Genomic DNA, 14,677 nt, shown 5'->3' on the forward strand with positions numbered 1-14,677 from the left:
GATAGAAAGATAATATAACTCCTATGATATGTTATCTAAAAGTCATTTTAAGTTTACAAATAGGAGAAGCAAATATGAATACAAAAAACTTAGTTTTCGTCGCTTTATTTAGTTCTATTATGGGAGTGTTAGGATTAATACCTCCGATTGCTCTTGCTATTACACCAGTTCCAATTACATTACAATCACTCGGTGTTATGCTTGCTGGTGGATTGTTAGGGTCACGTCTCGGTGCGTTAAGTCAGCTTATTTTCTTACTTGTTGTAGGAGTCGGAGCACCATTGCTTGCTGGTGGGCGCGGTGGTCCAGGTGTATTTGTTGGACCAAGTGCAGGATATTTACTTGGTTATATCGTTGGAGCGTTTGTCATTGGTTATTTAATTGAGCGCTTACGTGAAGTTTCTATAATAAAGGTATTATGTATTAATATAATTGGTGGTATTGTTGTAGTTTATGTATTTGGCATTACTGTACAAGCGTTCTTGATGGGTGTTTCCGTATGGGAAACGTTGAAAGTGAGTGCTGTGTTTTTACCAGGTGATTGCATAAAAGCGATTATAGCAGCGACTCTCGTAACGAAATTACATCGTTCATTGAAACATATAATTACGCCTGCTCTAAAGAGCGGGAAATATACAAATGCGGGATAAGAAAGAAAAGAAACACGTTCATTGCGTGTTTCTTTTTATTATTTTGTAGAGAAAGGGACAAATCATATGGGAATTACAAAAGAATATAAAAAACATGCCTTTTTACAACCGAATAAAATAGCGATAAAGGAAAATAATCGAGTTTTAACATATAAAGAGTGGTTTGAGTCAGTGTGTAAAGTAGCAAATTGGTTGAATGGAAAAGGATCGAAGAATAAAACGATAGCAATTGTATTAGAAAATCATATAGAGTTTTTACAACTATTTGCTGGTGCTGCTATGGCCGGATGGGTTTGTGTGCCATTAGATATAAAGTGGAAACAGGATGAGCTCAAAGAAAGAATTGCAATCAGTAATCCGGATGTGATTGTGACAGAGCGATATAAGGTAAATGATCTACCTGGTGAAGAAGGAAGAGTAATAGAAATTGATGAGTGGAAAAGAATGATAGAGCACTATCTTCCTACATATCAGCCTGTAGAAAATGTACAACATGCCCCGTTTTATATGGGATTTACATCAGGATCGACTGGGAAGGCGAAAGCATTTTTACGTGCACAACAATCGTGGGTTCATAGTTTCGATTGCAATATACATGACTTTCATATGAAAAAAGAAGATTCTATTTTAATAGCTGGGATGCTCGTTCATTCTCTTTTTTTATACGGTGTAATAAGTGCATTACATATAGGACAAACGGTGCATATTATGAGAAAGTTTATTTCAGATCAAGTGCTGGATAGGTTAGAAATAGAACATATTTCGGTCATGTATGTAGTTCCGACAATGCTTGAATCTTTATATAAAGAAAATAGAGCAATAGGGAATGGAATAAAAATTATTTCGTCAGGAGCGAAATGGGAAGCTGAAGCGAAAGAGAAAATAAAAAGTATATTTCCTTATGCGCAAAAATATGAATTTTACGGTGCATCGGAACTAAGTTTTGTAACAGCACTAGTTGATGAAGAGAGCGATAAAAGGCCCAATTCTGTAGGGAAGCCTTGTCATAATGTGCAAGTTCGAATATGTAATGAAGCAGGAGAAGAAGTACAGAAAGGTGAGATAGGAACTGTTTATGTGAAAAGTGATCAGTTTTTTATGGGATACATATTAAATGGGATTTTAGTTCCAGAGATGAGTACGGATGGCTGGATGACGGTACGGGATGTAGGGTATGAAGATGAAGAAGGGTTTATTTATATTGTTGGTAGAGAGAAGAATATGATTTTATTTGGAGGAATTAATATTTTCCCAGAAGAAGTAGAAAGTGTGTTACATGAACATCCAGCTGTAGATGAAATAGTTGTAGTTGGTGTGAAAGATAGTTATTGGGGTGAAAAACCTGTCGCCATTGTAAAAGGAAGTGCTACGAAACAACAATTAAAAAGTTTTTGCTTACAACGATTATCCTCATTTAAAATACCGAAAGAATGGCATTTTGTAGATGAAATACCGTATACAGACAGCGGGAAAATCGCTCGTATTGCAGCAAAAAATATGATTGAAAACAGGGAGAAGATATATGAATAGAGCGGTTATTGTAGAAGCGAAAAGGACACCTATTGGTAAGAAAAATGGGATGTTGAAAGATTATGAAGTTCAGCAATTAGTAACGCCGCTTCTTACATTTTTAAGTAAAGGAATTGAGAGAGAAATAGACGATGTCATATTAGGGAATGTTGTTGGACCAGGAGGGAATGTTGCGAGATTATCTGCTTTAGAGGCAGGACTTGGCTATCATATTCCTGGTGTAACGATTGATCGGCAATGTGGTGCGGGTTTGGAAGCGATTCGCACCGCATGTCATTTCATTCAAGGCGGGGCGGGTAATTGTTATATTGCAGGAGGAGTAGAGAGTACAAGTACATCACCATTTCAAAATAGAGCGCGATTTTCACCAGAAACAATTGGAGATCCTAATATGGGAGTAGCGGCTGAATATGTTGCAAAGCGCTATAATATAACACGAGAAATGCAAGACGAATACGCTTGTCTTAGTTATAAAAGGACATTGCAAGCATTAGAAAATGGTTATTTACAAAATGAAATACTTTCGTTTAATGGCTCTTTTGACGAAGCTATAAAACGAGAAATGAATTATGAAAGAATGATTAAAAGAACAAAGCCTGCATTTTTACAAAACGGTACAGTAACGGCAGGTAATTCGTGCGGTGTAAATGATGGAGCATGTGCCGTTCTTGTAATAGAAGAGGGGCAAGCCCGAAAATTAGGATACAAGCCTGTACTTCGTTTCGTTCGTAGTGCTGTAGTCGGAGTGAATCCAAATCTTCCGGGGACTGGTCCGATATTTGCAGTGAACAAATTATTAAATGAAATGAATATGAAAGTAGAGAACATCGATTATTTTGAAATAAATGAAGCATTTGCTTCAAAGGTTGTTGCTTGTGCAAAGGAGTTACAAATTCCGTATGAAAAATTAAATATAAATGGTGGGGCAATTGCGCTCGGGCATCCGTACGGTGCATCTGGGGCTATGCTTGTAACACGTTTGTTTTATCAGGCACAAAGAGGGCATATGAAATATGGAATTGCGACGTTAGGAATTGGTGGTGGAATAGGGCTTGCTTTATTATTTGAGAAAGTAGAAGACTAGAAAGGAACTAGTTTTCTACTTTTTGAGGAACGTAAGCATTGCTACCAGGTTTTGCTTTTATTTCATTCCAAGCAGCGATAGCATCAGCTTTTGATTTCCCTTTGTTATTTGGATCTTCGAAAAAGTCGCGAGTAAAACGATTGTATTCAAACTGCGCGCTGATAGTTGTTTTGTATGTAGGATCTTTTTTTCGTTCGTTTTCTTCATACCAAAACGTTATCGCGTCTTCATATGTTTTTCCAACATTCTCTTTAAAAAACTTTTGAAGAGCTACTGTAAAGCGGAAGTTTGTTCCGATTTTTTCTTTGAAAAAAGCACGAACATCTTCGCTACAGCGGTGATTGTTAGTAATAATCGTTTGAAGAGAAAGGTCTTTATAAGAGAGGGAAGTTTTACTCGCTTTTGGACCAGAACTGTTTTTCAATATTTTTCCAGTAGTTAAATAATGTGAGATACGCTCGGTTATTTCGGTTTTAGAGCCACTGGCTGGTAAACCATGCTCACGACAAAATGTTTGCAGTTCTGCTTTTAACCAATAATAATTTTGGAAATCTGCAAGTAATATAGATTTTGTTAAAGGTGGACGCATGAATGTAACAACTTCTTTCTTCCATAATTTTCTTTAATTATAAAACGTACGTTCTTTTTATGGAAGGATTAATTTGTAAATATGATGGGAAGAGGAGATTGCATATGGAAAATGTAATGCAAGTTCGTGTTACAGGAATTTTAATTGAAGATGAAAAGGTATTGCTAGTAAAGCAAAAAGTGGCTAATCGAAATTGGTCTTTACCTGGAGGAAGAGCAGAGAATGGCGAAACGTTAGAAGCAGCAATGATTCGAGAAATGAGAGAAGAGACAGGGTTAGAAGTTAACATTCAGAAGCTACTCTATGTTTGTGATAAACCAGATGCTCGCCCGTCTTTATTACATATAACGTTTTTGCTTAAAAGGATTGAAGGTGAAATTATGCTACCTTCTAACGAGTTTGATCATAATCCGATTCACGATGTGCAAATGGTACCAATTAAAGATTTAAGTCATTATGGTTTTTCGGAAACTTTTATCAATCTTATAAGTGAAGGTTTTGTAAATGCAGGGAGTTATCAAGGTTTGAAACAAAATATAGGTCTATAAATATAGTGGAAGGATAGCTGTTCGCTATCCTTCATAACATGTTTTACACTGCTGACTGTAAAGAAGAAACAAGTTGATTTAAAAACTCATCCCCAGTCATAATCGCTTTCCCGCCGCCACGAGCACTTTTTTTATTTCCGCCACCTTTTCCTTCAATTGCAGGAAGTGCATCTTTTAAAAGAGCATTCATATCGAGAGTGACTGATTTTCCGCAAGCGAGGATGCATTGTAGTTTGTCCTCATTTTGAATAACGAAATATGTAATGGCATGTTCTTGTTGTTCTGTAATAATAGCAGAAAGTTTTGCGATTTCTTGCATAGAACGATTTGTAAATACTTGAGAAATAAGTATGCTAGCATGTATTTCGGCAGACTGTTGCAGTAGTTCATTTGCCTCTACATATAATAGTTTTTCATTCATTGTTTGTATTGCTTTTTCGTTTTCTTTTTGAGAAGTAAGCAGTTGTGCTACTTTTGATGGAATATCACTCTCGCTACTATTTAATTGTTTAGAAACATCTTTCATAATTTGTTGTTGTTGCTCCATTAATTTAAGTGTGCGCCAGCCAGCGATAAACGTTAATCGTATGCCGCCTTTATTACGCTCCCATCCTAGTACTTGAATAGGACCTACTTCACCTGTACGTTTCGGGTGTGTTCCGCCACAGCCGTTGTAGTCATAATTTTCGATCATAACAACGCGTATATTTTCTGTCATATTCAGTTCTTTACGAAGAGGTAATGTTTTCGCTTCTTCTAAGTTCATCCACTCTATACGGATTGGATGATTTTCAAAAACTATATTGTTTGCAATTTGTACTGCTTTTTCAACTGTTTCGGCATGCAGATTTTCTGTTTCTAAATCTATTGTTACCGTTTCTTTTCCAAGGTGGAATCCAATCGTAGGCATGTTAAAATGGTCCCAAAAAGCAGCGGATAAAATGTGCTGAGCTGCATGTTGCTGCATATGATCAAAACGGCGCTCCCAATTGATTTTACCTTCTACTTTTTCTGTATGTAATTGTTCGGTAATGAAGTGGCGGATTTCGTCATTGACTTCTTCAACATCGAGTACAGCAATGCCATTTAAAGTTCCAGTATCATGGGGCTGCCCGCCACCTGTCGGATAAAATGCGGTTTCATTTAAAACAACGTATAAGTTACCGTTTGTATCATAATCTTGCTTTATGACTTTCGTAGTAAAGTCTTTTTTATAAGCGTCAGTGTAATATAATTTTTGCTCCAATTTTCTTTCTCCTTTCGTGTTTACTAGTTTTATTGTAAAGCAATCGAAATTAGTTTCCTAATATTTCAGAAGAAAGAAGTTTTTTTTAGAATTTTCTTGCTATAATAAGAAAAAGAAAATGCGGGGGTGGAATGAATATGTTATATGAAAACGGCGTAGATAAACTGCTTAGTTTAAGCAAAAATATTTCTGAATTGTATCGAGAATTAAATGAAATGACCCGGATTTTAACGGACTGTAATCGAGAAAGTGTGAAGTTTGATCGGTTATATGTAAAAGAGGTACTGTGGAAGAAAGAAGATGTAATAGAGAAATATGACCAGTTGCTTGTACAACTTTGTATAAATGAATGCTTTGATCTAAAAAGTGTCATTACAGGGGAATATAAGTATACATATGAAGAAGTAGAAAACATCGTTTTACAATTTAATGAGAGGTATAATGTCACAATTTTAATTAAAGATGTTTGTAAAGAACTACAGTTTACATATGGCATAGATATGGATATAACGAGAACAGCGCGGGTATCAACAGCGCAAGTATAAAAAGGGAAAAGAAAGCAGATCCTTTGCTTTCTTTTTTCATGTAAGAACAGGGAGAGTAGGTTTTTTAGATGAAGGGGAAGTTACAAAATATTCATCCGTTAGGAATGACAATTATAATAGGGACTTTATTTGCGAGGTTTGCCACGTCAATGAGTATTCCTTTTTTAGCAATTTATTTAACGACTGTGAAAGGCGTATCAGCTGGAATGACGGGTGCTATTATCGGAACGAGTGCACTTGTTGGAGTGTTTTCTAGTTTTATCGGAGGGAATTTATCGGATCGATTCGGGCGAAATATAATTATAATATGGTCCATGATCGTTTGGGTCTTTGTATTCATAGGTTTTTCACTTGCAGATCATGTTTTAAGTTTCTTTTTATTAAATGCTTTGAATGGATTATGTAGGTCCTTTTTTGAACCGACGTCAAGAGCATTATTGTCAGATTTAACAAAACCAGAGTATCGTTTACTCGTATATAATTTGCGTTACGGTGCAATCAATGTTGGAGTGGCGATTGGCCCACTTGTCGGGTTACAGATTGGAAGCGCGAAATCTACAATTCCTTTTTTAGTAGCAGCTGGAGTATACATTCTATATACAGCTATATTAGCGTTCCAATTTAAGAAGTATCCGATTGAAAAAAAGAAAGTAACTACAGAAAAGCCTGTCACGATGTTAAATGCAATTCGCATTTTGCAAAAGGATGTCGTTTTTTTAGTTGCGTTGGTTGGTATTATTTTGAGTAATTGTGGTTTTTCTCATTTAACGACGACAGTATCTCAATATTTTGCAAATGCACATATATTTCAGGATGGAGTGAAATTATTTTCATATATGCTAGCTTTAAATGCGATTGTTGTAGTCGTAATTCAATACCCTGTTATTCAAATTTGTAAAAAGTATACACCGTTAGTATCCATTATGGTTGGAACTTTATTTGTGAGCGGAGGATTGTTTGGATTTGGAATAGTAGAATCTATGCTAGGTGCTGCTATGTGCACAATTATTTTTACAATTGGAGAAGTTCTCATGTTTTCAATGACGGACGTATTTATAGATGATATAGCTGTTTCGCATTTAAAAGGCACATATTTTGGAGCGATGGGATTTTCAGGAATTGGAGCAGTAATTGGTCCATGGTTTGGGGGAGTACTTCTCGATTACTACGGGTACCAAAATGGATTTATTGTCTTTTTAGCGCTAGCTATATTTTCAACTGTAGCATTTCCTGTGCTTTTAGTTACAAAAGGTTTATTGAAAAAAAGGGATGATAGAAATTGTAATTTAGAACTACATGCGAAATAAAGTGAAACTTTAATCAGTGGGGGTTTTGTTCATCACCCACTGATTATCATCCCTCACCAATCGGACGTTAACGGACAGTCCGACTCCCACTTAACTTCTTTGCTCCAACTGAATTTTGAGGTGGGAGTTTTACTGTCCGTTAACGCGGGGTAAAATAAGCCCCAGCAGACGGCTGGGGCTTATTTTTGTATTTATGAAAAGACCTAGCGTTCTAACTCAAGCCCCCACTGAAACGCTTCATCTCAGTGGGGAAGTTGACTTTAATTCTCAATTTGAAAAAGAACTTTTTCTTCATGTTTATTAGCAACTTCATTTTTGGAGATATGAATGGCTAAATATCCATTCTCTAAGCAGGCTAGCATCTTCTTATAAATAATAGTAGCAGGTAAAGGAATGATCCGCTGTAAAGAACTATTATTATGAAGTATGCAAATATTTAGGCCTGTCTTCATCTTTTCAATGACTACATTTTGTTCGGATACATTTGGTACATCTGTTTCCAAAATGTATTCCTGTTCAGTTTCGCAAAGGTCAATATGAATTTGATTTGGGAAACTAAAGTTACTACAAGAATCAGAACAAAATTGATCCATCCATTCTTCGAAACCATCAACATGAAAAAGACAATCCTTCTTTTTCTTGCCCATGTAAGACACCCTCCGTAAAATCTCAATTCATACTATGTTATGCATGAATGAAGTAGGGGTGAAGAATAAATGGAAAAATATAAACAGTGTATGTGGTAAAGGCAGCTAGTGTGAACCTTTTGTTTTACATATCATGATGTGCATGATGTTTTTGGCGTGAATGGTTACGGTTTTTTACTTTATGAGATCCGCTTAATGGTTCAGGTTGTCCCTTTTTTTCTTTTGCTTCACGATTGTTTTTGCTCATTGTATGTGACACCTCCTCTTTCTCTTTAGAATGAGAGAAGTTTGCAAATTTATACGAGAATGTTTTTAGAAAAAAAGGTAAAGATAATTGGGACTAACTATTATGGAAAGGGGATTATATAATGCCATATCATAAAGATAAACAGCAAGCTTTTCAAGCAGCGCAGCAAGGCGTTACACAAGCAGAACATGCATATAACAACATTGTGAAAAATGATCCAAACTACGGTCATGATTTAAAAGAGTTACGCCAAGAGGTTCAGGAGGCGTATGAACAGATTCAAAATGCGTTAGAAGTAGCTTCGGAAACACAACGCCCGCAACTTGAGCAATATGAAAATAATCTCCAAAATATTATGCAACATGTAGATCAATTAGAAAAGTAAATGAGGTTGTTGTGTATGCGACAATCTCTTACTTTAATGAACATTATGCAAAAACACAAAATTTTTCTATTCGTTTTTTCTTTATTATGCGCAGTACATATATTTCAAGTTGAAAAAGTGGAAGCGAAAATGTTGCTCAGAAAAGAGCTAGAACCAACTGGCTATGTAACGTGGGAAGTACCTAATAATGAAAAGATTATTGCCATTACATTTGATGATGGCCCAGATCCAACTTATACACCGCAAGTTTTACATTTGTTACGTCAATATAAAGCAGAAGCGACATTTTTTATGATTGGATTTCGAGTTCAGCGTAATCCATATTTAGTGAAACAAGTGTTAAAAGAGGGGCATGAAATTGGAAATCATACGATGAATCATTTATATGCGAATAGTTCATCAGATGAAAAATTAAAAAAAGATATTTTAGATGGAAAGAAATTTTTCGAAAAATGGGTGAAAGAGCCTTTGCTATTCCGTCCTCCTGGCGGTTATATTAACGATGCTGTATTTAAAACAGCGAAAGAAGCAGGTTATCAAACTGTTCTATGGTCGTGGCATCAAGACCCACGTGATTGGGCAAATCCAGGGGTAGAATCTATCGTAAATCATGTAGTGAAACATGCTAAAAGTGGCGATATCGTATTGTTACATGATGGAGGAAATGATCGTAGTCAAACAGTAGCAGCACTAGCAAAAATTTTACCTGAACTGAAAAAGCAGGGCTATCGATTTGTAACGGTTTCGGAATTGTTACGTTATAAACATTAGAAAAAATCCCAAAAGGTGAATATTCCTTTTGGGATTTTTCATTACTGGTTCTTCTTACGTTTCTTATTATTTTGTCGTTCTGCAGCAGTTAAGTTTTCATTTGCAAACTCTTCGTTATAACCAGCACCTTGTCCTTGGGCAGATGCCGCATTCATTCCTGAAATAGTATGATTTGCTTTTCTTTTACCCATTTTATTTCACCTCTATAACTTTTTTTGTAAGTTGCATGATGAGCAGTTCATAGTATGTATGAACTGTAAAGAAAGCGCTAATAGAGCACTTTACTTTATGGTAATAGTATTCATAAGGAACATGAACACTATTCAAATTTAGAAACATAAAGAAAACTTATGATAATCTATAAGTTTCTTATTATTTACTTATTTAGAAAGTTGTAATAAGATATTATCGTAAGGTATTGAAAAGTTTGTCTACATTTTATATTCAGACAACTCAGTCACGTTTAACAGGGGGGAAACATAATGGTCAAACATAATCCATTTCAATCACGCGCAACTTTTGAAGTAGATGGAAAAACGTATCATTATTATGATTTGAAAGCGCTTGAAAATGCAGGGGTTGGCAACGTATCTCAATTACCATATTCCGTGAAAGTTTTACTTGAATCAGTACTTCGTCAAGTAGACGGACGTGTAATCACAGAAGAGCATGTTACAAATTTAGCGAAATGGGGAACGAAAGATGTGCAAGATATCGATGTTCCATTTAAACCATCTCGTGTAATTTTACAAGATTTCACTGGTGTTCCAGCTGTTGTTGATTTGGCTTCGCTTCGTAAAGCAATGGCAGACATGGGTGGGGATCCTGATAAAATTAATCCGGAAATTACTGTAGACCTTGTAATTGATCACTCTGTACAGGTTGATAGAGCGGGTACGGCAGACGCGCTTGCATTCAACATGGACTTAGAGTTTAAACGTAATGAAGAACGTTATAAATTTTTAAGCTGGGCACAAAAATCATTTGATAACTATCGTGCAGTTCCACCAGCTACAGGTATTGTACACCAAGTAAACCTTGAATATTTAGCACCAGTTGTTCATGCTGTGAAAAATGCTGAAGGTGAATTAGTTGCATACCCAGATTCATTAGTTGGAACAGACTCACATACAACAATGATTAATGGTATCGGTGTTCTTGGATGGGGCGTTGGCGGTATTGAAGCAGAAGCAGGAATGCTTGGACAGCCTTCATACTTCCCAGTACCTGAAGTAATCGGTGTGAAATTAACTGGTACACTTCCAAGTGGTACTACAGCAACTGACGTTGCATTAAAAGTAACGCAAGTATTACGTCAAAAGGGTGTAGTTGGTAAATTCGTTGAGTTCTTCGGTAATGGACTAAAGAGCATGCCTTTAGCTGACCGTGCAACAATTTCAAACATGGCACCAGAATACGGCGCAACTTGTGGATTCTTCCCAATCGATGATATTTCATTAGAATACTTACGTTTAACAGGTAGAGATGAAGAGCAAATTCGCGTTGTTGAAGAATACTGTAAAGCAAACGGTTTATTCTATACAGCAGACAGCAAAGATCCAATTTACACTGATCTTGTTGAAATTGATTTAAATACAATTGAATCTAACCTTTCTGGACCGAAACGCCCACAAGATTTAATTCCACTTTCAGATATGAAAGATGCGTTCCACAAAGCTGTTGTAGCACCAGTTGGAACACAAGGACTTGGATTTAATGAGCAAGAGTTCGATAAAGAAGTGAAGGTTACATTAGAAGATAAAGAAGTAACGATGAAAACAGGTGCAATTGCAATTGCTGCAATTACAAGCTGTACAAATACATCAAACCCATACGTATTAATTGGGGCAGGTTTAGTTGCGAAGAAAGCAATTGAAAAAGGACTTAAAGTACCTGAATACGTAAAAACATCATTAGCACCAGGATCTAAAGTTGTTACTGAGTACTTAGATAAATCAGGTTTAACAACATATTTAGATCAATTAGGTTTCCAAACAGTTGGTTACGGCTGTACGACTTGTATCGGTAACTCTGGCCCATTAGCGCCAGAATTAGAAGAAGCAATCGCAGCAAACGACTTACTAGTAACATCTGTTTTATCTGGTAACCGTAACTTTGAAGGTCGTATTCATCCGCTTGTAAAGGCAAACTACTTAGCATCACCACCACTTGTTGTGGCATATGCACTTGCAGGTACTGTTGATATTGACCTGAAAAATGATGAAATCGGTAAAGATGCAAATGGCAATGCCGTTTACTTCAACGATATTTGGCCATCAGCTAAAGAAATTGAAGATGTAGTTCAAAGCGTTGTTACATCTGAACTGTTCAAGAAAGAATATGCACAAGTATTTAATAGCAATGAGCGTTGGAATGAAATTCAAACTTCAAATGAAGCTTTATATACTTGGGATAATGATTCAACATACATTCAAAACCCACCATTCTTTGAAGGATTATCTAAAGAACCAGGTGAAGTTGAAACGTTATCGGGCTTACGTGTAGTTGGTAAATTTGGTGACTCTGTAACAACAGACCACATTTCACCAGCAGGTTCAATCGGTAAGCACACACCAGCTGGACGCTACTTATTAGAAAACGGCGTACAACCAGTTGACTTCAACTCTTACGGTTCTCGTCGTGGTAACCATGAAGTTATGATGCGTGGTACATTCGCGAACATCCGTATTAAAAACCAAATCGCACCAGGAACAGAAGGCGGATATACAACATATTGGCCAACTGGTGAAGTAACGTCTATCTATGATGCTGCTATGAAATATAAAGAAGATGGCACAGGCCTTCTAGTTGTTGCTGGTAAAGATTACGGTATGGGAAGTTCTCGTGACTGGGCTGCGAAAGGTACAAACTTATTAGGTATTAAAGCAGTAATTGCAGAAAGTTTCGAGCGTATTCACCGTAGTAACTTAGTGTTAATGGGTGTGTTACCACTTCAATTTAAAGATGGCGAAAGTGCTGAAACGTTAGGTCTTGTTGGTAACGAGTCATTTGAAATTCAAATTGACAAAACAGTTAGACCACGCGATCTTGTAAAAGTAGTTGCAACTGATGCAGATGGCAACGAAAAGCAATTTGAAGTAGTAGCTCGTTTCGATAGTGAAGTTGAAATTGACTACTACCGTCACGGTGGTATCTTACAAATGGTTCTTCGTGAGAAAATTGAAGAATCTAAGGTGTCGAACTAAATAATTGAAATGAACGAGAAGGAAGCTAACAACTGTTAGCTTCCTTATTTTATCCGACTTTAATGGGCAGTAAGACCCCCACCTCAAAATGCAGCGAAAGCAAAGAAGTTAGGTGGGGGATCAACTGCCCATAAAAGTCCGATTGGTTCAACTAATAATCAGTGGGGGATGAAGAAAACCCCCACTGATTAAAGTTTCACTTTATGGAAAGGGATGAAACCATTTGGTTTCATCCCTTTCTTTTTACTATAAAAATGGAGGGAACATCATGAAAGAATATAAAAGAATATTGTTACCGTTACAGAAAGAAAAATTATTAGTAATAGCAGCTATATGCAGCGGGATCTTTGCAGCTATTTTAAATTTATCACGTCCACTATTCATGGGGCTAATTGTAGATAACCTTATTCAACGAGAGCTAAAGGGAGCGTATCTTTACATTGCTTTGTTTGCAGGTAGTCGCTTGTTGATGTGGATAAACAATCTTTCATTTGATTATGTGAGCTCCAAAGCAAGTCAACGAATATTGCGAAAGAAGCGTATAGATGTGTTGCATCATTTTTTCTCATTATCGTTTGAAGAGAGTGAGAAGATTAAGCAAGGAGAGTTAGAGACGCTAGTTGTGTCTGATATTCCGAATTGGGGCAGATTATATGGTTCTATATTAATAGAATATATACATGCCATTGCACAATTTATAGGTGCGTTTATAGCGCTACAACATATAGATATAAAGTTCATATTGTGGGTAACGCCGTTTTTATTTTTAAGTGTAGTTGTTCCAATGATTATGGGAAAAAAGGTAAGGAATATTGCAAGTATTGCTCAAAACAATCAATCAAGTGTTGTAGAGAGGGTGTCACAGTTTGTAAAAGGAGCGCAAGATTTACGTAGTTTGCAAAAAGAAAAATGGGCCATTCGCTTATTTAAAGGAGTTACAGCACAATCTTATAAAACAGAAGTAAAGAAGACGATGATGCAACATTGCATTGGAGTAGTTGGAACAGTGATTGAAACCGGAGCATATATCGTTGTTCTCATTATAGGTGCACAAAAAATAATGAGGGGAGAAATAGAAGTTGGTTCACTCGTTGCAGTGTTAGCCACAATTGAAATGCTCTTTTTTCCAGTTCGTTACGTTGGCGATTTATTAATGATGACACAAGTTGCAGTCGCTTCGGCAAATAGAGTTTTTTCTTTTTTAGATAAACGAGGGGCAGAAAGTAAGGTAGAAAGAGCGATGGGAATGGTGATAACAAATGTTTCATTTCAGGAAAGTGATGGAGAGAAATGCAGAATTCATAATATTGATTTGCAAATTAATCCAGGTGAACTCGTTATGATTGTAGGAGAAAGTGGTGCAGGGAAAACAACGCTTTTAAAATTAATGACAGGTTTGTATAAACCATCTAACGGTAGCGTTGTTTATTATGGTAATGAGGCTCGTATGACTACAGTGTGGCAAGAACCCCGTTTCTTTCGGACGACAGTAATAGAGAATATGTATTTCGGGGAAGAGTATTTAGAAAACCAGTTAGAAAAAAATATTGAACTCGTTAATGTGGAGCCGATTATTAGAGATTTACCTGAAGGGATTCAAACTGTATTACATAAAAGTGGTGAAGAGTTTTCAGGAGGAGAAAGGAAACGTCTTGCAATATTGCGAGCAATGGGTTCAAATCCGAATCTTATTATTTTAGATGAACCGACTGCAGGATTAGATCCGAGTAATCAAGAAACTGTTTGGGATATGATAGAAGGATTAGGAAGCAAGGTCACGAGAATTGTGGCAACGCATGATGTGGAGAAAGCAATACTAGCAGATCGTGTTCTCATAATGAAAGAAGGTAGTATTGTTGCATGTGGAAGTCCTGAAAAATTAATATATAGTCATTCATTTTTTAAGAAATGTGAATAAGGAT

15 protein-coding genes are annotated in these 14,677 nt (G+C 36.4%); 10 read left to right on the forward strand and 5 right to left on the reverse strand.

Features of this window, described 5'->3' with window-relative positions:
• Positions 1 to 74: 74 nt before the first annotated feature.
• The 3 genes from Q9B79_RS00745 to Q9B79_RS00755 all read left to right on the forward strand — a co-directional run bounded on the left by Q9B79_RS00745 (position 75) and on the right by Q9B79_RS00755 (position 3,264).
• Entirely contained in the window at positions 75 to 650 is a 576-nt protein-coding gene (locus tag Q9B79_RS00745) for a biotin transporter BioY (RefSeq protein ID WP_306182238.1), read from the forward strand.
• A gap of 66 nt (positions 651 to 716) precedes the next feature.
• A complete protein-coding gene (locus tag Q9B79_RS00750) occupies positions 717 to 2,180 on the forward strand; it encodes an acyl-CoA synthetase (RefSeq protein WP_306182239.1) in 1,464 nt (487 codons plus the stop codon).
• The gene (locus Q9B79_RS00755; RefSeq protein WP_306182240.1) at positions 2,173 to 3,264 is read left to right on the forward strand and encodes an acetyl-CoA C-acyltransferase; all 1,092 of its coding nucleotides are present in this window, start codon (positions 2,173 to 2,175) and stop codon (positions 3,262 to 3,264) included. Before Q9B79_RS00750 ends, Q9B79_RS00755 begins: the two co-directional genes overlap by 8 nt.
• A 7-nt stretch (positions 3,265 to 3,271) precedes the next feature.
• On the opposite strand, the gene Q9B79_RS00760 is transcribed toward Q9B79_RS00755, so the two are convergent.
• Entirely contained in the window at positions 3,272 to 3,853 is a 582-nt protein-coding gene (locus Q9B79_RS00760; RefSeq protein ID WP_306182241.1) for a DUF6434 domain-containing protein, read from the reverse strand.
• A gap of 104 nt (positions 3,854 to 3,957) precedes the next feature.
• Between Q9B79_RS00760 and Q9B79_RS00765 the strand changes: the two genes are divergently transcribed.
• Entirely contained in the window at positions 3,958 to 4,401 is a 444-nt protein-coding gene (locus tag Q9B79_RS00765; protein ID WP_306182242.1) for an NUDIX hydrolase, read from the forward strand.
• A 43-nt stretch (positions 4,402 to 4,444) separates the two neighbouring features.
• Here Q9B79_RS00765 and Q9B79_RS00770 read toward each other — a convergent pair whose 3' ends face one another.
• Positions 4,445 to 5,647: an alanyl-tRNA editing protein gene (locus Q9B79_RS00770; protein WP_306182243.1), complete on the reverse strand. Its 1,203-nt coding sequence runs from the start codon at positions 5,645 to 5,647 to the stop codon at positions 4,445 to 4,447.
• 137 nt (positions 5,648 to 5,784) lie between these two features.
• Here Q9B79_RS00770 and Q9B79_RS00775 point away from each other — a divergent pair, with 137 nt between their 5' ends.
• Positions 5,785 to 6,192 (forward strand): hypothetical protein, encoded by a 408-nt coding sequence (locus tag Q9B79_RS00775; protein ID WP_306182244.1) that lies wholly within the window; start codon positions 5,785 to 5,787, stop codon positions 6,190 to 6,192.
• A gap of 68 nt (positions 6,193 to 6,260) precedes the next feature.
• Positions 6,261 to 7,499 carry an MDR family MFS transporter gene (locus Q9B79_RS00780; protein WP_306182245.1) on the forward strand — a complete coding sequence of 413 codons (1,239 nt, stop codon included), beginning with the start codon at positions 6,261 to 6,263 and terminating at the stop codon, positions 7,497 to 7,499.
• Between the two features lie 260 nt (positions 7,500 to 7,759).
• Here the strand turns inward: Q9B79_RS00780 and Q9B79_RS00785 are convergent, their stop codons facing one another.
• Positions 7,760 to 8,146 (reverse strand): Hsp20/alpha crystallin family protein, encoded by a 387-nt coding sequence (locus Q9B79_RS00785; RefSeq protein WP_048527563.1) that lies wholly within the window; start codon positions 8,144 to 8,146, stop codon positions 7,760 to 7,762.
• Positions 8,147 to 8,270: 124 nt separating this feature from the next.
• Positions 8,271 to 8,393, reverse strand: coding sequence for a small acid-soluble spore protein P (locus Q9B79_RS00790; protein WP_000042141.1), 123 nt, complete (start codon positions 8,391 to 8,393; stop codon positions 8,271 to 8,273).
• Positions 8,394 to 8,514: 121 nt separating this feature from the next.
• Here Q9B79_RS00790 and Q9B79_RS00795 point away from each other — a divergent pair, with 121 nt between their 5' ends.
• Together Q9B79_RS00795 and pdaB are read left to right on the forward strand one after the other, a co-directional pair.
• Positions 8,515 to 8,778 carry a hypothetical protein gene (locus Q9B79_RS00795; RefSeq protein WP_001146293.1) on the forward strand — a complete coding sequence of 88 codons (264 nt, stop codon included), beginning with the start codon at positions 8,515 to 8,517 and terminating at the stop codon, positions 8,776 to 8,778.
• Between the two features lie 45 nt (positions 8,779 to 8,823).
• The gene (gene pdaB, locus Q9B79_RS00800; RefSeq protein WP_306183300.1) at positions 8,824 to 9,549 is read left to right on the forward strand and encodes a polysaccharide deacetylase family sporulation protein PdaB; all 726 of its coding nucleotides are present in this window, start codon (positions 8,824 to 8,826) and stop codon (positions 9,547 to 9,549) included.
• Between the two features lie 41 nt (positions 9,550 to 9,590).
• On the opposite strand, the gene sspO is transcribed toward pdaB, so the two are convergent.
• A complete protein-coding gene (sspO, locus tag Q9B79_RS00805) occupies positions 9,591 to 9,740 on the reverse strand; it encodes an acid-soluble spore protein SspO (RefSeq protein ID WP_000518051.1) in 150 nt (49 codons plus the stop codon).
• A 291-nt stretch (positions 9,741 to 10,031) separates the two neighbouring features.
• On the opposite strand from sspO, the gene acnA reads away from it, so the two are divergent.
• Both acnA and Q9B79_RS00815 read left to right on the forward strand, forming a co-directional pair.
• A complete protein-coding gene (gene acnA, locus Q9B79_RS00810; RefSeq protein WP_306182246.1) occupies positions 10,032 to 12,755 on the forward strand; it encodes an aconitate hydratase AcnA in 2,724 nt (907 codons plus the stop codon).
• Positions 12,756 to 13,023: 268 nt separating this feature from the next.
• The gene (locus tag Q9B79_RS00815; RefSeq protein ID WP_306182247.1) at positions 13,024 to 14,673 is read left to right on the forward strand and encodes an ABC transporter ATP-binding protein; all 1,650 of its coding nucleotides are present in this window, start codon (positions 13,024 to 13,026) and stop codon (positions 14,671 to 14,673) included.
• Positions 14,674 to 14,677 lie beyond the last annotated feature (4 nt).

It is taken from the genome of Bacillus sp. MHSD_36, from assembly GCF_030757775.1.
In the GTDB taxonomy this organism is placed as follows: Bacteria; Bacillota; Bacilli; order Bacillales; family Bacillaceae_G; genus Bacillus_A.